Origin of the sequence: Cellulosimicrobium cellulans (assembly GCF_024124905.1) — a bacterium.
Lineage (GTDB): Bacteria > Actinomycetota > Actinomycetes > Actinomycetales > Cellulomonadaceae > Cellulosimicrobium > Cellulosimicrobium cellulans_G.
This window is the reverse complement of record NZ_JAMXST010000007.1, coordinates 191,107-209,190: the sequence shown is the minus strand read 5'-3', so window position 1 is coordinate 209,190 and position 18,084 is coordinate 191,107. Positions and strand designations below refer to the sequence as shown.

At 75.1% G+C, this 18,084-nt stretch carries 14 protein-coding genes; 6 read left to right on the top strand and 8 right to left on the bottom strand.

Annotation, left to right across the window (positions count from 1 at the left end; genetic code table 11):
* The first annotated feature begins 252 nt into the window (after nt 1–252).
* A complete protein-coding gene (locus tag NHH00_RS20145; protein ID WP_253055300.1) occupies nt 253–954 on the top strand; it encodes a vitamin K epoxide reductase family protein in 702 nt (233 codons plus the stop codon).
* 132 nt (nt 955–1,086) lie between these two features.
* Here NHH00_RS20145 and NHH00_RS20140 read toward each other — a convergent pair whose 3' ends face one another.
* The 6 genes from NHH00_RS20140 to NHH00_RS20115 form a co-directional block, all read right to left on the bottom strand.
* Nucleotides 1,087–2,583 (bottom strand): S1 family peptidase, encoded by a 1,497-nt coding sequence (locus tag NHH00_RS20140; protein ID WP_253055299.1) that lies wholly within the window; start codon nt 2,581–2,583, stop codon nt 1,087–1,089.
* A 118-nt stretch (nt 2,584–2,701) separates the two neighbouring features.
* Nucleotides 2,702–3,673, bottom strand: a complete 972-nt coding sequence (locus tag NHH00_RS20135) for a LysR family transcriptional regulator (RefSeq protein WP_253055298.1) — start codon at nt 3,671–3,673, stop codon at nt 2,702–2,704.
* An 84-nt stretch (nt 3,674–3,757) separates the two neighbouring features.
* Nucleotides 3,758–5,437, bottom strand: a complete 1,680-nt coding sequence (locus NHH00_RS20130) for a DUF7059 domain-containing protein (RefSeq protein ID WP_253055297.1) — start codon at nt 5,435–5,437, stop codon at nt 3,758–3,760.
* A 103-nt stretch (nt 5,438–5,540) separates the two neighbouring features.
* A complete protein-coding gene (locus tag NHH00_RS20125) occupies nt 5,541–6,068 on the bottom strand; it encodes a hypothetical protein (RefSeq protein ID WP_253055296.1) in 528 nt (175 codons plus the stop codon).
* Between the two features lie 109 nt (nt 6,069–6,177).
* Nucleotides 6,178–6,798: a hypothetical protein gene (locus NHH00_RS20120; RefSeq protein ID WP_253055295.1), complete on the bottom strand. Its 621-nt coding sequence runs from the start codon at nt 6,796–6,798 to the stop codon at nt 6,178–6,180.
* 93 nt (nt 6,799–6,891) lie between these two features.
* A complete protein-coding gene (locus NHH00_RS20115; protein WP_253055294.1) occupies nt 6,892–7,602 on the bottom strand; it encodes a DUF981 family protein in 711 nt (236 codons plus the stop codon).
* Between the two features lie 525 nt (nt 7,603–8,127).
* Between NHH00_RS20115 and NHH00_RS20110 the strand changes: the two genes are divergently transcribed.
* The 3 genes from NHH00_RS20110 (at nt 8,128) to NHH00_RS20100 (ending at nt 12,571) form a co-directional block, all read left to right on the top strand.
* Entirely contained in the window at nt 8,128–8,799 is a 672-nt protein-coding gene (locus NHH00_RS20110) for a TetR/AcrR family transcriptional regulator (RefSeq protein WP_253055293.1), read from the top strand.
* 128 nt (nt 8,800–8,927) lie between these two features.
* On the top strand, nt 8,928–11,165 hold the full coding sequence (locus NHH00_RS20105) for an exo-beta-d-1,3/1,6-glucosidase (protein ID WP_253055292.1): 2,238 nt from the start codon (nt 8,928–8,930) through the stop codon (nt 11,163–11,165).
* A gap of 59 nt (nt 11,166–11,224) precedes the next feature.
* Nucleotides 11,225–12,571, top strand: coding sequence for a hypothetical protein (locus NHH00_RS20100; protein ID WP_253055291.1), 1,347 nt, complete (start codon nt 11,225–11,227; stop codon nt 12,569–12,571).
* A gap of 84 nt (nt 12,572–12,655) precedes the next feature.
* On the opposite strand, the gene NHH00_RS20095 is transcribed toward NHH00_RS20100, so the two are convergent.
* Entirely contained in the window at nt 12,656–14,971 is a 2,316-nt protein-coding gene (locus tag NHH00_RS20095; RefSeq protein ID WP_253055290.1) for a sodium-translocating pyrophosphatase, read from the bottom strand.
* A gap of 233 nt (nt 14,972–15,204) precedes the next feature.
* On the opposite strand from NHH00_RS20095, the gene NHH00_RS20090 reads away from it, so the two are divergent.
* Nucleotides 15,205–15,768 (top strand): sigma-70 family RNA polymerase sigma factor, encoded by a 564-nt coding sequence (locus NHH00_RS20090; protein ID WP_253055289.1) that lies wholly within the window; start codon nt 15,205–15,207, stop codon nt 15,766–15,768.
* Entirely contained in the window at nt 15,765–17,186 is a 1,422-nt protein-coding gene (locus NHH00_RS20085) for a hypothetical protein (protein WP_253055288.1), read from the top strand. The genes NHH00_RS20090 and NHH00_RS20085 overlap by 4 nt, the downstream gene beginning before the upstream one ends.
* A gap of 31 nt (nt 17,187–17,217) precedes the next feature.
* Here NHH00_RS20085 and NHH00_RS20080 read toward each other — a convergent pair whose 3' ends face one another.
* The gene (locus NHH00_RS20080) at nt 17,218–18,048 is read right to left on the bottom strand and encodes an alpha/beta hydrolase (RefSeq protein WP_253055287.1); all 831 of its coding nucleotides are present in this window, start codon (nt 18,046–18,048) and stop codon (nt 17,218–17,220) included.
* Nucleotides 18,049–18,084 lie beyond the last annotated feature (36 nt).

Genomic DNA, 18,084 nt, shown 5'->3' with positions numbered 1-18,084 from the left:
AGCACGACACGGCGGTCGCTCTCGGCCCCTCGACATCACTCATGTCGTGTTCGACCGGTGGCGGGGCGGGTTCGGCGGGTTCGGCGGCCAGGATCCGGGACCATGGTCCCTGTCGGCGGCGGGTGCGGGGTTCGTAACCTGGGTGCGGCGCCGAGCCGGCAGCGCGCCCACCCTGCCGGCCGGCGCCACCTTCTGCCCGCCCGCCGGGGCGTCCCCCGACCCGGCGGGGCCCCGCGGACCCGAGGACCGCCCGTGACCGGAACGACCACCGCCCTGACGGACGAACCGCGCCCGGGCCGGACGCCGTCGGGCCCGGGGGGTGCGCAGGACGCGGCGTTCGACCCGTTCGCCCGCCCCACCGGCTGGACCCACTCCCGCGGCGTCCTGTTCGGCGAGATGCTGCTGTTCGGCCTGCTCAGCCTCACCGCGGCGTTCGTGCTGTCGTACGACGCCGTGCTCCTGGCCGCCAACCCCACCGCCACGCTCGCGTGCGACGTCAACACCGTGCTGTCGTGCGGGACGGTCGCCCAGTCGTGGCAGGCGCAGGTGTTCGGCTTCCCCAACGCGTTCCTCGGCCTGATCGCGGAGCCCATCGTCATCACGACGGCGGTCGCGGCGCTGGGCGGGACGCGGTTCCCCCGCTGGTTCCTCTTCGCCGCGCAATGCGTCTACTTCCTCGGCGTCGTGTTCGCCTACTGGCTCTTCTCCCAGTCGATGTTCGTCATCGGCGCGCTGTGCCCGTGGTGCCTGCTCATCACGGTCTCGACCACGCTCGTCTTCGCTTCGCTCCTGCACTGGAACGTCCTGGAGGACAACCTGTACCTGCCGCGGGCCGCGCAGGCACGGCTGCTCGGGTTCGTGCGCTCGGGGGCCTTCGGCTACCTGGTGGCGGCGTGGCTCGTGGGTCTCGCGATCCTCGTGGTGCTCAAGTACGGCCCGGCGCTGCTGGCCTGACGGGACCCCGGCATGCGGCGAGCCACGCCGAACACGTCCCTGCACGCCGTCGAGCACGAGGTTGCTCCCGGAAAGAGGACGGGAACGACAGCAACCTCGTGCTCGACGCGGACGGGTCAGACGGTCAGGGGCTCAGGGGGTTGTCGTGGCCAGCGAGTAGGCGCCCGAGCCCGCGTAGGCGTGCACGACGAACCGATAGTAGCCCGCCGCGCCGTCGTACGTCAGGGACTCGTTCGCCCCCGGCGACGTGGACTGCGCGACCGTCGCCCACGAGTAGCCGTTCCACTGCTGCAGGTACAGGTCGTAGTCGCTGCCGGCCGGGCCGGTGACGCAGCCGCGGTGGGCGCCCGCGGTCGCGGCCGTGTAGTACGACCCGTTCGGCTGGACGGCCGTCGCCCCGGCGGAGAGCGTGCCGGTGTACGTCCGGGCGTAGCCGGCGCAGCCGGTCGGGGGCTCGGGGTCGCCGCCCCCGCCGTCGCTCGTGACGAGCGTGAGCCCGTACGCGGAGAGGATCTCCCCGACGGGCTGGAAGTAGGTCGTACCGCCGGTGCTGCAGTTGCCGGACCCGCCGGAGGTGACGCCCTGCGCCTGGTTGCCCGCGAGCAGCGAGCCGCCGGAGTCGCCCGGCTCGGCGCACACGTTCGTGCGGATGAGGCCGGTGATGGTGCCCTGCGCGTACGTGACCGAGGCGTTGTACGCCAGGACCGTCCCGCAGTGCCAGCCGGTGGTCGAGCCCGACCGGCACACCGACGCGCCGACCGGTGCCTGCGTCGCCCCGGCCACGGCCACGCGGCCGCCGGCGTAGTTGTTCACCGCGCCGACCGGCGTGTTGCCCGCGTCGACCTGGACCCAGGCGTAGTCGTTGCCGGGGAAGCTCGACCCGCGGAACGTGCCGGCGGGGCCCGACGTGCGCGCGCCGACCGAGCCGCAGTGCCCGGCGGTGACGAACCCGCCCTGGACCGCGAACCCGACGGAGCACCGCGTGCCGCCACCGATCGTGTAGGCGTTGCCGCCGACGACGTCGATCAGCGGCCGGGGCACCTCGGCCGTCTCCTCGTACGCCACCGCGTCCGCGGGCACGCCCGCCGCCGCGACCTGCGCGGCGACGTCCGACTCGCCACCCTCGCGGACGGAGACGACGACGCGGTTGCGCGTCACGTCGACGTACCAGCCCGGCAGCGCCGCCGGGTCGTCGGCGAGCGCGCCGTCGAGGGTCGCGCGCCAGGACTCGAGGTCCGCGAGCGTGTGGTCCACGGTCACGGCGGTGGCGCCCTCGGCCCGCACCGCACGGGCGTCGGCGGCGTCGGTGACGCCGACGTAGAGGACGTTCGCGGAGTCGTCGACCCAGGCGCCCGCGAAGTCGGCGCCCAGACGACGCTCGAGCGCCGCCTCGGTGCCCGCCGCGTCGGACTGGAAGGCGAGACGCGTCCGTGCGTCCCGCGCGCTGAGGCCCAGGTCGCGCTGCAGCGCACGCTCCAGGCCGGGGGTCGTCTTGGGGACCGCGCGCACCGTCGCGCGCTGGTCCTCGGGGGCGGGCGTGCCCGCGACGGCGTGCGTCGCGGCCGCGCCCGTCAGGAGCGTCGCGGCGGCGGTGACCGCGGCGATCCTCCTGCGGAGTGGTCGTGTCATGTCGTCCATTCCCTTCGCCGGGCCCGGGTGGCCCGGTCGAAGGTCACGCTAGGGAGACGTCCAGCCCACGCCCAGATCGCGATCAGGTCATACGCGGGCGCTATGTGCGGGCTCGCCCCTACGCGATCTCCACCGGGTGCTCGGCACGCCAGCGCCGGTAGTGCGGCGACCGCTGCACCGCGTCGCGGTGCGCCCCCGCGGCGGCGCGCGCGATCGCGTCGACCGGCAGACGCTCGGCCGCGTCGCGGCGCCAGCCCACGTGGTGCGTCCAGCGCAGCGGGGCGCCGTCGAGCGCGACCGTCCGCACGCCGGGCGCGTCGAGCAGCACGGGCTGGACGAGCGCGACCGCGTGCCCGCCGCGCACCTGGTCGATGCACGACGTCCGGTCCGACTCCCCCATCGCCCGCGGCGTGAACCCCGCCCGCACGCACGCGCTCACGAAGCACCGCTCGAAGCACCCGCTCCCCGGGGCCGTGAGCCACAGCGCGTCGGCCAGCTCGCCCAGCCCGACGGCGTCCCGCGCCGCGACCGGGTGGTACTCGTCGACGAGCACGAAGACGGGGTCCGTCGACACCGCCGTCCAGACGAGGCCCCCGTCCGCGGGCGGGGCCGCGTCGCCGCACATCCCGACCAGCGCGACGTCGAGCGTCCCGCCGGCCAGCCGCTCCGCCGTCTCCTCGACGGACCACGACGTCGCCGTGGTGATGAGGAGGTCGTCCACCCCGAGCGCGCCGGGCAGCGCCGCGTGCAGGCGGCTCGCGAACAGCCCGCCGATCGCGGAGCTCACCGTCCCCACGCGGACGGAACCCGCCGTCGACCGGTCGGAGACGTGCCGCCGCGCGTCGTCGACGAGCGCCGCCATCGCGGGCAGCACGACGCGCGCGTGCCGCAGCACGAGCTCGCCGAGCTCGGTCGGGCGCGCGCCCAGGCGGTCGCGCGTGAACACGCACCCGCCCAGGGTGCGGTCGATCCGGTTGAGCTGGGCGGTGAGGGCGGGCTGCGCGAGGCCGAGCGACGCCGCCGCCTTGGTCACGCTGCCCGACTCGGCCACCACCACGATCATGCGCAGGTGCCGCACCTCGAGGTCCATGCCACCCGAACGTATCGGTGCGGGCCCGCCCTGTCTCGCCTGTCGCGCCCGTCTCGCGACCGCGAACGTCGCCGGACCCGGGTGTCAGCCGACCGGCACCAGGAACCCGTCGCCCACGAGGCCTCGCACGCTCGGCAGCAGCTCGCCCGCGAGGTCGTCCGCCGGCACCTCGAAGAGCGCGGCGATCGCCCCGACGAGCTGCCCGACGGCGAGCTCGCCGTCGCTCGCCCCGACGAGCGCCGCGAGCCCCGTCGACGCCTGGACGGCCCGCCCGAAGCCGTCGCCCTGACGCAGCAGGACGACCGTCGGGTCAGCAGCGCCCGGCGTGTGGAACCGCTCCTCGGTCACGTCGGGCGCTACGGCGAGGCGCGCGCTCGCGAGCGCGGCGTCGTCGCGCGCCGTGAGCCAGTCGTGCGCCGCCAGCGCCGCCGCGAGGTGACCGCCGAGGGGCTGGCGGACCGGCCCCGTGCGTTCCTCGAGCCGGCGCAAGGTGGGGCGGGCGCCGTCGAGCGGGCGCCGCAGCGTCACGATCCCGAACCCGACGGCCTCCACGTCGCGGGCCGCGAAGTCGTCGAGCCACGCGGCGTAGGCGGCGGCCCAGGCCCCGGGCTCGCGCTCCGGCGTCGTCCCGCCGTCGCGGATCCACGTCTCCGCGTACTCGGCCGGGTCCTGCACCTCGCGCTGGACCACCCAGCCGTCCAGCCCCGCCTCGTCGAGCCACTCCCCGACGCGCTCGTCCCACGGGACGCCGCGGCGGTGCTCCCAGTTGCCGAGGAGCTGGGCCACGCCGCCCGGCGCGAGGACCGCGGCGACGCCCGTCACGAGGTCGCGCACGACGTCGTCGCCCGCGCGCCCGCCGTCGCGGTACTCGTACTCGGGCAGCGCGCCGGCGCCGCCCGCGCGGGGTGTGATGACGAACGGCGGGTTCGACACGACGAGGTCGAACCGCTCGCCCGTGACGGGCTCGAGCATCGACCCCTCGCGGAGCTCGATCGCCGCGCCACGCCCCGTGGCCCCGGCCGCACCCGTGCCGAACGGCACGTTGAACGCCGTGTTGAACGCCGTGTTGAACGCCGCGAACCCGAGGGCTCGCCGCGAGATGTCGGTGCCGACGACCGACCGCGCGTGCCGCGCGGCGTGCAGGGCCTGGATCCCGCAGCCCGTCCCGAGGTCGAGCACGCGTCCGACCGGGGTGCGGACCGTCACCTGCGCGAGCGTCAGGGACGCCCCGCCCGCGCCCAGCACATGGTCGGCCGCGAGCCGGCGACCCGTCGCGAGCTCGCCCAGGTCCGAGGAGAGCCACCACGTCACCGGGCCCGCCGCGTCCGACGCCGCGTAGGGCCGCAGGTCCACGAGTGCGCGCACGGCGTCGTCGTCCGCCGCGCCCGCGGCCTCGACCAGCCCGAGCCGCCGGGCGCCGTCGACCCCCGTGCGCCCCAGGGCGGCGTCGACCGCGGCACGCGGGACGTCGTCGCCCAGGAGGAACAGCGCGGCGAGCGCGGCCGTGGGGTCGCCCTCGCGTCCCCGCAGCGCGCGCCGCGCGGGCACGGCCTGCTCGCGGTGCAGCGCGGCCGAGGCGACCGGGCCGAGCACCCGCTCGACGCCGTCGACCGTGAAGCCTGCCGCCGCGAGGTCCGCGCGCAGCGTCGTCGCGGCCTCCGCGAGCTCCGCCGGGGCCAGGCCCGCGCCCGGCGGGGGCGGGCTCACGACGGCGTCCGGCCGGGCGGGCGCGGAGGAGGCAGGGGCGGCGTCGGCAGGAGGCATGGGTCCATCCTGGCGGATCCGCGCGCGGGGCGTCCGGTCCGGCCCCGGACGCGCCGGACCCCGGCGCGCCGAGGCGGGCCGGGGTCCGGAGGGAGCAGGGGCGTCAGCAGTTCTGCGTGCCGTACACCGCGACGTTCTGCGCGGAGGTCTGGAACGACTCGTCGGTCATGAGCGACGTGATGGACGACAGGTCGGCGCTGGCCGGGTCGTCCACGGCGGTCTCGAGCGTGTCGGTGAGCTGGCGGAACACGCCCGTGACCGTGTCCCAGTCACCGCTGATCTCGGCGGGGGCCTCAGCCGCCTCGAGGGACGCGGTGAACGTCTCGAACTCGGTGACGGCGCCGGCCGGGTCGCTGGTGTCGATCGACCCGAGCGTGCTCTGGGCGTCGAGGAGCGTCTGGTAGGCGGTGCAGAAGTCGCCCGAGGCCTCGGCGTCGCCGGTCTCCTCCTCCGTGGTGTCCTCCGACTCCGAGGACTCGTCCTCGGCCGGGGTGGTCTCCTCCGACGCGGTCGTCTCGGAGTCGGTGCTCGCGTCGTCGCCCGAGCCGCCGCAGGCGGCGAGGCCGAGCACGAGAAGGGCGCTCGTCGCGAGGGCGGTCGTGGTCTTCGTGATCGTCAGTCGGTTGCGCATGTGCCCCATGGTTTCCCATGGCGGCGCCTCGCGCGCCCCCAAACCGCCGAGGTGGGGACCGCTCCCCATGTGGCGAGCGCCACGGGGTGAAAGACCTGCCTGCCCTCGATCAGCGGGTGCAGCCCGCACGGAAGTAGTCGGTGACCGCCCGGGACGACGACGTGAGGGCGCCCGTGTCGATGCGGCGCCCGACGCGGTCGATCGCCCGGGACAGCTCACCTGTGTCGCGCGCTCCGGTCGCCTCGACCTCGTCGGCGATCATCGTGAGATAGGTCGTCACGACGGCCCAGTCGCGCGCGATCTCGTCGGGCGGCGAGGCCCCGGCGAGGGTGTCGCGGGCCGTCGTGAACCCCTCGACGAGCGCCTCGGGGTGCTCGACGGTGAGGTTCACCTGCGCCTTGGCGGCGGCGCCCCACGCGACCTCCGCGTCCCGGCAGACCGGGTCGACGGCGGTCGCGGCGGCAGGGTCCGCCGTCGTGCCCTCGGCCTCGTCCCCCGGTTCGGCCGCCTCGTCGTCGGGCGTGGTCACCGGAGCGTCGTCGGCGCCGCCGTCGTCCACCGGGGCGACGTCCCCGCCCTCCGACGCGGCGGGAGGCGAGGGCACCGCGGCCGGGGCGGCGTCGGGCAACGACACGACGTCGAACGCGCCGCTCGCGACGACGGCCAGGCACAGCCCGGCGACGACGGCGAGGACCGCGGCGTGAGCCACGGCGCGCACCGGTGATTGCATGGCCCCTATGATGACGCCTCGCGCGCGCGAGGCGAACCCCGCGAGCCGTCCTGGCCCACGGGGTCCCGCCCGCCCGCTGGACGGCGGCCCTCGTCAGCCCATCGTGTTGACGATGAGCCCGATGTGGGTGAAGAAGTTCATGGCGCCGAACAGCAGGAACGCGACGCCGGACAGGCCCCATGCCCACCCGATGACGACGCGGACGACCCGGCGACCCGAGCGCACCGCGAACGGGAAGAGGATCGCGCCGACGCCGACGAGCGCGATGAGCCCGGACATGAAGATCGCCTCGACGAGCGGGTAGGCGGCGAACGCGCCCGAGATGGGCTCCTCCGGCGGCGCGGCGAAGAGCTGGTACGTCACGCCGGCGATCGCGATGGCGACGAGCCCGAGGCCCATGCCGAGCACGAACACCGACACGGGGCGCGCGACGGCCTGCAGGTGCTCGGTGGCGTCGGCCCGCTCGAGCGCGGCGCGGCCGCGCGTCCACAGGTAGAACGCGGCGGCGAGGAGCAGCACGCCGAACGCGAGGCTCGTCTCGCCGAAGATGATGTTGTCGAACGGGAAGCCGCCCGCGGCGAGCGGCCACGTGAGCGTCATGTGCAGCCCCGTCGCCGTGAGGATCGTGCCGAGCACGCCGAACGCGAGCGACCACCCCTCGACGACGACCTTCCCCGGCGACCGCAGCAGCTCACGGCCGAGCATGACGAGCAGGATCAGCCCGGCGCCGACGGCGACGGACATCACGGTGTTGTACGTGGGCATCTGCGCCCAGTCGATGACGAGCCCCTCGGCGGCGACCATCTCTGTCCACTCCTCGTTCGTTCCCACGAGCCGCACTCACGGCCCGAGGTCGATAACCATACGCACGTATAGGTTATTCCTCCGGCCCCCCGGACGAAACCAGCCCCGCCTGCTCGCCGGACGCCCGCGACCGACATCCCGCGCCCGCGGCGCCGCGCAGGGACGGTGCCGGGACGGCGCGGGAAAGCTCTACGGCGACCGGACGCCGAAGCGGCAACGTGACTGGTGAGACCGACACCGCGGGCGGTCGCCCGGGCGAGGGACGACCAAGGCGAGACGACGCCGGGCGGGGTGGGTGGTGGTGCCGCGTCGTGGTCGGGCCTGGCGGGAGCCGCGAGGAACGAGCGGCGGATGGTAGACGCGGCACCACCACCCACCCCGCCCACCCAACCCGACCACACGCCGTCGAACACAAAAACCACGGCTCTACCTCGCCCAACCAGGGCTCTACCTCGCGCTACCAGGGCTCTACCTCGGCGTACCGGGCCTCCGGGCGCGCGGTGTCGGCCTCACTACGATGGCAGCGTGGACGACGGAGCGGGCACCATCGACCGGGCGGCGCGGCACGACGGGGGGAACGCGGGGGCCGGGACGGTCCACGACCCGGCGCACGGGGCGCGCGCCACGGTGCAGGGGCGCAGCGCGCAACGACAGCGCGCGATGGTGGAGGCGGCGGCGCACCTGCTCATCGAGGAGGGCTTCGGCGCCGTGACCCACCGCCGGGTGGCGCGCGCGGCGGGCGTGCCGCAGGGCTCGGCGTCGTACTACTTCCCGACGAGCGCGTCGCTGGTCTCGACGGCGGTCGAGGCCGCGGAGGACGTGCGTGCGACGGCGGCGCAGGACCGGGCGGACGCGCTGTCGCGGGAACGTCGTTCGAGCGCGGCGACCGCGCGCGAGCTGATCGAGACGCTGTACGCCCCGCACGTGGACGACACGGTGGTCGACGTGCGGCTGGACCCGATGCTGACGGCGATGCGCGACCCGGCGCTCCGGCCGATCATGCGCGCGTCGCGGCCGCGCCTGCTCGCCGCGGCGCAGACCGTGCTGGACGCGTCGGGGCACGCGCACGTGTCGGACGTCGACCTGGTGGCGCACGTCGTCGACGCGGCGCTGCTGTCCGCGGCGGCGGCGGAGGACGGGCGCGTGCTGGACCACGCGACGGAGACGGTCGCGCGCTTCCTGGACCACTGGCACTGAGCACCCAAACTTACTTACCGGTTATTCAGTTTTACCGGTAGAGTGGCCGCGCCCGGGCTCCCGAGCGTGAGCGGTGACCGCTCGACGCGCACCCGGGAACCGTCGCCGTCGCCGTGGAAGGACCGTCCGTGAGCACCCTCCCCTACCTCGATCCTGCGCTGCCCGTGGCCGACCGCGTCGAGGACCTCCTGGCGCGGATGACGCTCCCCGAGAAGGTCGGGCAGATGCTGCAGCTCGACGCGCGCGACGGCGTCGGCCCGGCGGTCCTGGACAAGCACGCGGGGTCGCTGCTGCACACGTCCCCGCAGAACGTGCTCGAGGCCCACGCGCTCACCGGGCAGACCCGGCTCGGCATCCCCCTGCTCGTCGCCGAGGACTGCATCCACGGCCACTCCTTCTGGGTCGGCGCGACGATCTTCCCCACGCAGCTCGGCATGGCGGCCACGTGGGACCCCGACCTCGTCGAGCAGGTCGCCCGCGCCACGGCCGTCGAGGTCGCCGCGACCGGCATCCACTGGACGTTCTCGCCGGTGCTGTGCATCGCGCGCGACCTGCGCTGGGGCCGCGTCGACGAGACCTTCGGCGAGGACCCGTACCTCATCGGCGAGCTCGCGTCGGCGATGGTACGCGGGTACCAGGGCGAGGGTCTCGCGGACCCGACCGGGGTCCTCGCGACCGCCAAGCACTTCGCCGGCTACTCCGAGACGCAGGGCGGCCGCGACGCGAGCGAGGCCGACATCTCGCCGCGCAAGCTCCGGTCCTGGTTCCTGCCCCCGTTCGAGCGCGTCGCCCGCGAGGGCTGCGCGACCTTCATGCTCGGCTACCAGTCCATGGACGGCGTGCCGGTCACCGTCAACGGCTGGCTGCTCGACGACGTCCTGCGCGGCGAGTGGGGCTACACCGGGACGCTCGTCACCGACTGGGACAACGTCGGCCGCATGGTCTGGGAGCAGCACATCCAGCCCGACTACGTGCACGCCTCCGCCGCCGCCGTCCGCGCGGGCAACGACATGGTCATGACGACGCCGAGGTTCTTCGAGGGCGCGCTGGAGGCGGTCGCGCGCGGGCTCGTCGAGGAGTCGGCGATCGACGCGGCGGTCCGCCGCATCCTCACGCTGAAGTTCCGGCTCGGCCTGTTCGAGGACCCGCGACGCCCCGACGTCGCGCGCCAGGAGGCCGTCATCGCCTCGGCGGAGCACACGGCCGTCAACCTCGAGGTCGCGCGCCGCTCCCTCGTCCTGCTGACGAACGACGGCACGCTCCCCTTCACGGACGGGCGCACGGTCGCCGTCGTCGGGCCGAACGCGGACGACGACCACACGCAGCTCGGGGACTGGGCCGGAGCGTCGGGGCAGGCCGACTGGCTGCCCGACGGGCATCCGCGCGAGATGACGACGACCGTCCTCGACGGCTTCCGCGCGCACGTCCCCGAGGGCTGGACGGTCACGCACGCGCGCGGTGCCGACATCCTCACGCTCGAGCCCGACCCGGAGGGCGAGCTGTTCCCCGACGGGCAGCCACGCCCGCAGGTCGTCGTACCGGCCGAGCCCGACGACGCGCTGATCGCCGAGGCCGTGGCCGTGGCGCGCGACGCGGACCTCGTCGTCGCCGTCGTCGGCGACCGGATCGAGCTCGTCGGCGAGGGCAAGTCGACCGCGACGCTCGAGCTCGTCGGCGGCCAGGTCGCGCTGCTCGACGCGCTCGTCGAGACGGGCACACCCGTCGTGGTCGTCGTCGTCGCGTCCAAGCCGCTCGTCCTCCCGCCGTCCGCCCACGCCGCCGCCGCGATCGTCTGGGCCGCGAACCCCGGCATGCGCGGCGGGCAGGCGGTGGCCGAGCTCGTGCTCGGGCAGATCGAGCCCGAAGGGCGGCTCCCGATCTCCTTCGCGCGCCACGCCGGCCAGCAGCCCACCTACTACAACGTGGTGCGCGGCCAGCACGGCGACCGGTACGCCGACCTCACGCAGCGCCCCGCGTTCGCCTTCGGGGAGGGCCTGAGCTACACGACGGTCGACTACGCGGACCTGCGCGTCCTGGGCTCCGTGCACGGCCCCGACGACGTCGTCCGCGCCCAGGTCACGCTGACCAACACCGGCGCACGGCCCGTCCGCGAGACCGTGCAGGTCTACGTGAGCGACACGGTCACGTCGGTGACGTGGGCCGAGAAGGAGCTCAAGGCGTACCGCAAGATCGCGCTCGCGCCCGGCGAGCAGGTGACGGTCGACCTCGAGGTGCCCGTCGCGGACTGCACGCTCGTCGACGCCCAGGGCCGCCGGGTCGTCGAGCCGGGCGAGTTCGAGCTCCGCGTCGGCCCGTCGTCCCGCGACGACGCGCTGCTGCGCGCGCCGTTCACCGTCAAGGGCTGAGGGCAGGCCGCGTCCGGAGCGCCTGGGCCCCGGCCCCGCCCCCGCTACGATCGGCGACCGTGACCGTCGCCCCGCGCACCCTCGCCACGTCGTGCGCCGCCGTCCTCGTCGTCGGCCTCACCTCGGCGTGCGCGCTGAACGCGGGGTCGGCGAAGGCCCAGCGCTTCGAGGACGACTGGCGCGGCACGCCCGACGTGGCCGAGGTCGAGACCGACGCGTCGAACGACCTGCCCTTCGCGGGCTCCGCGCACGGGACCCTCGTCGTCGAGCCCGGCACGTCCGCGGAGCGCGTGGCCGAGCTGTTCCACGAGCTAGGCGCGTACGTCGACGCGCACGACGGCGTCGACGGGTCGCTCGAGGTCGAGCACCTGACGCTCGGCGCCCGTCCCGACCGCGAGCGCAACGACGCCGTCCTCGACACGTGGAACGCGCTCCGTGACGACCCGGCCGTCGTCGGCGGCGAGCTCGGCACGAGCGAGGTGAGCGTCGACCTGGACGACCCCGAGCGGTTCGCCCGTCTCGTCGCGGACCTCGCCCTCCCCGGGGACGAGCTGCAGCCGCTCGAGGGCACCGACGTCGTGGTCACCGCCGGACCGTTCGTCGCCGAGGTCGCCTCCGGGGACGACCCGAGCGCGGCGCTGGACGCGCTCCGCGCCGTCGACGACGAGTACGGCGTCACCGAGGCTCGGCTCGTGACCTCCCCGGACCCGCGCCTCGAGCTGCGCGTGGTCGACCCGGCCCGCATCGCCGACGCGCAGGCCCTCGCCCGGTCCACCGCCCCCGAGATCGCCGGCGCGCTCGTCGTCCAGGGTGGAGACGTGACCTTCGAGGGCACCGACGCCGACGCCTCGCCGGAGGCGCTCGACCTCGCGGTCCGGCTCGGTGCACGCCCCGACGTCACCGCGGTCACGGTCACGCAGGACGGGCTCGAGGTCCGCGTGGACGACGTCGAGGTTGCCGTCGCGCTCGCCGACGAGCTCGCCGACGACCCCGACGCAGCGGTCCTGGGGTCGGTCCTCGCCGCCAACGACGACGTCCCCGGCCCGGGCGAACCGGGCCCGTGGGTCTTCCGCACCGTCGTGGCCGGTCGTACGCCGGGCCCGCTCACCGCAGCCGACGTGCGGGACGTCGGCGCCGCGGTCCCGGCGCTGGCTCGCCTCGCCGCGATCGACCGGGTGAGCGCCGAGTTCGGCGAGCACGCCCCGCTCACCGAGGAGGACGTGGCGGCGCTCGCGCGCGAGCTCGCCGTGCGGGTTCCCGCGGGGACGCCCGTCCAGGTCACGGCGGGGGGCGACTTCGCGGTCGAGCTCACCGCCGGACCCGACCCGGTGCCCGGGGAGATCACGTACCCGACCCGGATCGACGACGACGTGTTCTACGACGCCTGGCGGGAGGCCTGGCCGTAGGCCGAGGGCACGCGAGAGGCTCCGCGCGGCAGGACGCCCGGGCCGCGCGGGCCCGGGCGTCCTCGTGCGCTGGTCCGCGACCGGTCAGGCGCCGGTCGCGACCCGCTCCGGCTCGACCGACGAGTCCTCGCGGTCGACCCGCGCCGCGCGCAGGCGGGACATGATCACCGCGCCGAAGGCGATCGCCGCCGCGACCACGGCGATGCCGATGCGCAGCGCGTGGTTCGCGTCCGCAGGCACGCTCATGAGCACCACCGCGGGGGCGATGAGCACCGACACGAGGTTCATGACCTTGATGAGCGGGTTGATCGCCGGGCCGGCCGTGTCCTTGAACGGGTCGCCGACGGTGTCGCCGATGACGGTCGCGGCGTGCGCCTCGGAGCCCTTGCCCCCGTAGGCGCCGTCCTCGACGATCTTCTTCGCGTTGTCCCACGCCCCGCCCGAGTTGGCGAGGAACACCGCCATGAGGACGCCCGCGCCGATCGCCCCGGCGAGGAAGCCGGCGAGCGGGCCGACGCCCAGGCCGAACCCGACCGCGATGGGCGCGAACGCGGCGAGCAGGCCTGGCGTCGCGAGCTCGCGCAGCGAGTCGCGCGTGCAGATGTCCACGACCTTGCCGTACTCCGGGCGCTCCTGGAACGTCATGATCCCGGGGTGCTCGCGGAACTGGCGGCGCACCTCGAAGACGATCGCCCCGGCGGCCCGCGTCACGGCGTCGATCGCGAGACCGGAGAAGAGGAAGACCGTCGCGGCGCCGAGGATCACGCCCACGAGCGTGATCGGCGAGATGATCTCGTAGTCGAGCATCGCCGTGACGAGGCCGCTCCCGACCGTCTGGACGTCCGCCATCGCGTGGCTCACGGCGTCGGCGTACGACCCGAACAGGGCGGTCGCCGCGAGCACCGCCGTCGTGATGGCGATGCCCTTGGTGATGGCCTTCGTCGTGTTCCCGACCGCGTCGAGGTCCGTGAGGATCTGCGCGGCCTCCGGGTCGCCATCGCCCGACTCACCGACCGACATCTCGTAGATGCCCTGCGCGTTGTCCGAGACCGGGCCGAACGTGTCCATCGCGACGATGACGCCGACCGTGGTGAGCAGCCCGCACCCGGCGAGCGCGACGAGGAACAGCGCGAGCCAGACCGAGCCGCCCGCGAGGAGGAACAGGCCGCAGATCGCGGCGGCGATCACGCCCGCCGTGTACACCGCGGACTCGAACCCGACCCCGATGCCCGACAGCACGACCGTCGCCGCGCCCGTGCGCGAGGTCGCCGCCACGTGCAGGGTCGGCTTCGACGTCGTGCCGGTGAAGTAGCCCGTGATCCACAGGATGATGCCCGCGAGGACGATGCCGATGACGACCGCGAGGCTCGCGACGACGCGCGGGTCGGCCGCGAGGCCGGAGAGGTCGCCGAGGTCCGCGGTGCCGTCGAGCGCCGAGAACGACGAGGGCAGGTAGACGAACGCGGCGACGGCGGCGAGCACCGCGCCGATGAGCGCGGAGAGGTAGAAGCCGCGGTAGATGGCCTTGAGGCCGTTCTCCTGGCCGCGGACGCGCGTGATGAACACGCCGAGCACGGCGACGAGCGCGCCGATCGCGGTGACCACGAGCGGGAAGACGAGGCCCTCCTCGCCCATCGCGGCCTTGCCCAGGATGAGCGCCGCGACGAGCGTCACGGCGTACGACTCGAAGAGGTCGGCGGCCATGCCGGCGCAGTCGCCCACGTTGTCGCCCACGTTGTCCGCGATCGTCGCGGCGTTGCGCGGGTCGTCCTCGGGGATGCCCTGCTCGACCTTGCCGACCAGGTCCGCGCCGACGTCGGCCGCCTTGGTGAAGATGCCGCCGCCCACGCGCATGAACATCGCGAGCAGCGCGGCGCCGAAGCCGAAGCCCTCGAGCACGGCCGGGGCGTCGCCCTTGTAGACGAGCACGACCCCCGCGGCGCCGAGCAGGCCGAGGCCGACCACCGACATGCCGACGACGCCGCCCGTCCGGAACGCGATGCGCGCGCCCTCGGTGCGTCCGCCCGGCCGGGTCGCGGCCGACGCGACGCGCACGTTGGCACGCACCGCGAGCCACATGCCGAGGTAGCCGATCGCCGCCGAGAACCCGGCACCGACGAGGAACGCGACCGAGCGCCCCACGCGGATGCCGCCGTCGCCCGGCAGGAGGAACAGCAGGCCGAACACGATCACCGCGAACAGCGCGAGCGTGCGGAACTGGCGGCTCAGGTAGGCCCCGGCGCCCTCCTGCACGGCCTGGGCGATGTCCTGCATCTTCGCCGTGCCCTCGTTCGCGGCGAGGACCTGTCTGCGCAGGACGAACGCGAAGACCAGCGCGACGAGCGCGATCACCGCGATGACGGTGACGATGGTGAGACTTTCCGAACCGAGCGTGAGCATCCGTCCTCCTTGACGAACCGCGCGACCGTCGCGCCGGTCCCCTGCCGGAGCGATGGGGGTGAGTCTACGCACGTGTGGCGCACGTCACGACCACTCGTGCAGGACGTCACAAACGCGGCGCACCGACCGGTCGTGAGCCGCCCCGAACCGCGAGCTCCGCCACCCCAACGAAACCCTCGACCCCGTCGTTGAGAAGGGCAAGAGTGGTTCCAGGAGCGGGGGAGGCGGTCGCGATGGCGCGATGGGAAGAGGTGCTGGACGAGATCGTCCGCACACGGCGTCGTGCCCTCGTGGGCTACGCCTATCTCTTGACGGGAGACGTCACGGAGGCGGAGGACCTCGTGCAGGACGCCCTGTTCCGGACGTTCCGGCGGGGCCGCGGGGCGACCGACTTCGCGCTCGCCGAGAGCTACGTGCGACGCGCGGTCCTCAGCGGGTTCCTCGACGGCACCCGACGGCGGCGCCGCTGGGACGGCGTGCGCCACCTGCTCGCCCCGCCCGTCCCCACCGACCGCGTCGAGCCCGTCGTCCAGGCGCGTGTCGACGTCGTCGAGGCGCTCGGCGCGCTCGCGCCCCGCGAGCGCGCGTGCGTCGTCCTGCGCTACTTCTCCGACCTCACCGTCCGGGACGTCGCCGAACGGCTCGCGCTGAGCGAGGGCGCCGTCAAGCGGTACCTGAGCGACGCGAACGCGAAGCTCGCGGCGCGGCTCGGCCCGCTGCGCGTCGCCGACGACGACCTGCCCGTCACGGCTCCCGTCCGCGGGAGCGCCCCGTCCGCCCCTGGAGGTGCGCGATGAACCGCCCCACGAACCCCGGCCCCGTCGACCTCGACGTCGTGCTGCGGTCGGTCGCCGACGAGGTGGTCCCCCAGACCGACGACGCGACGTCCGCCGGTCTCGTCCGCGACGGCGTGCGCCACGTCCGCCGTCGCCGTGCCGTCCTGGTCGGCGCGGCCGCCGTGCTCGCCGTCGCCGCCGCGGGCGTCGGCGCGAACGCCCTGCTCGCCGAGGACCCGCGCCCCGTCCTGCCCGCTCCCGCCCCGACCCCCGAGCCCACGCCGAGCCCGGCATCCACGTACCGGCCCGCGTTCCCCTCTCCCGTCACGACCGACGCGCTCCGGTGCGGCGCGCCCGCACCCACGGCGACGAGCACCGACGTGCTGGCGACGGCGTCGGTCGACCCGGCCGCCGTCACCGTGGCGTCCCCCGACCTCGTCGAGGTCACGGGGCGCGTGTCCGTCGACCCGGCCGCGCGCGTGAGCGTCCTGGACCCGGCCGGGCTCACCGGGTACGTCGTCGTGCAGGACGGCCTCGTCGTGTCGTCCCTGACGCCCACGAACCTCGACGGCGCGACGCCGGTCGACCTCGCCGAGGGCGACGTGCTCGACCTCGCCACCTCGGTCGACTCGTTCGCCTCGTGCGACCCCGACGGTGACACCGAGCACTCGCCCTCGCTGCCGCCGGGCGACTACGAGCTCGCGGTCGTCGTCCCCTGGGTCGTGTCGTCGTACGCGCTGGAGCGCGACGGCGCCTGGGGCGAGCCCGTGACCGCCGCCGACGGGTCGAGCGAGCCGCTCTTCGACGGCTGGCTCGTGACGCCGTCGGTGCCGTTCACGGTCTCGGCCGACCCCGACGCGGGACCGTCCGCGTCCTCGCAGACCCCGGACCCGGTGCCCGGGGCCTTCACCGGCCCGACGACGACGTTCCCCGCAGCGCCGTCGTACGAGGACCTCCAGTGCGGCATGCCCGCGCCCGCCCCGACCGGCGACGAGCTCCTCGCACGGCTCGAGACCCCCGGGGCCCTCTCGGTGGCGGGCGGGACCGAGGTCACCCTCGCCGCCCGGCTCGCCGGGCTCCCCACGGCGCGCACCGAGACGGTCGACTTCCGCTGGCTCCGGGCGTACGTCGTCGCCCAGGACGGGGTGATCGTCAGCTCGACCGTGCCGGCCACCGACTCCGAGGCGTACGCCGTCCTCGAGCCGGGCGCGACCGAGCCGCTCGACCACGTCGTCACCACCGCGGTGGCATGCGAGTGGGGGCTGCCCTCGGACGCGTCGCTGCCGCCCGGCGAGTACACGGTGCAGGTCGTGCACCCGTGGATGATCACGCGGTACGCCCTGCAGCAGGTCGACGGGTCGTGGGGCGCCGAGACCGCGGGCGGGAGCCTCTACAAGGGCTGGCTCGTCTCGGCACCGGTCCGGCTGACGATCACCTGACCGGCGCCGATCCGGGCCGGTCAGGGGCCGGTCAGGGCCGGGCGTGCCCGTGCGGCGCGCCCGGCGTCCGCCGCTCCGTGCGGTGAGCGCCCGCAGCGAGGCGGGCGACGACGTCGGGCCGGGTGAGCGGGAACAGGTGCCCCTCGCCCGCGAGCCCGACGCGCGGGAGGGCGAGCCGGTCGGACAGCTCGCGCTGCTGGCGCAGGAACCGCGCGCTCCCGCGCAGACCCGTGACGAGCAACGGGTCCGCCGCCGTGGACAGGGAGCGCCCTGAGTCGAGCAGCGCGCGCACCCGCGGCGCCTGCTCCCAGCTCGCGAACCACTCGTGGGCGAGCATCGTCCAGGTGCTCGCGCTCCCGTAGCGCACCCGCGCCACGTCGCGCGGGAGCGGGTCCGCGCGACGGGCGACGACCCGCACCGCCCCGCGCCGCAGGGCCGGTCCGGCCGTCGCGAGCGCGCTGCCGACCATCGCAGCCGCCGCGTCCCCCGCCCGGGCGGTCGGCCGCCCCGGGTGCAGGGCCGGGAGGTGCGGCTCCCACGGGCTCGTCGGGTCCAGGAGCACGAGGCGGCGCACCTCGCCCGGGTGCAGCAGCGCCCACTCCAGCGCGGCGAGCCCGCCCACGGAGTGACCGACGAGGTCCACCGGTCCGGAGCCGTCCAACCGCAGGGCCGTCCGCACCGCGTCGACCGGCCCGGTGACCGGCGTGCGCCACGCGTCCAGGACGCGCACGTCGTCGGTGCGCGCGGCGTCTCGGAGCTCGCCCGCCAGCGGCGCGAAGTCCTCGGGCGTCAGCGCCAGCCCGGGGAGGACGACCCAGGTCGTCGCGCGGTCCGGCGCGTCCGCTCCTCGGCCTGCGCTCACGGACCCACCCTAGGGAGCAGGCCCGCGCCCCGCGCG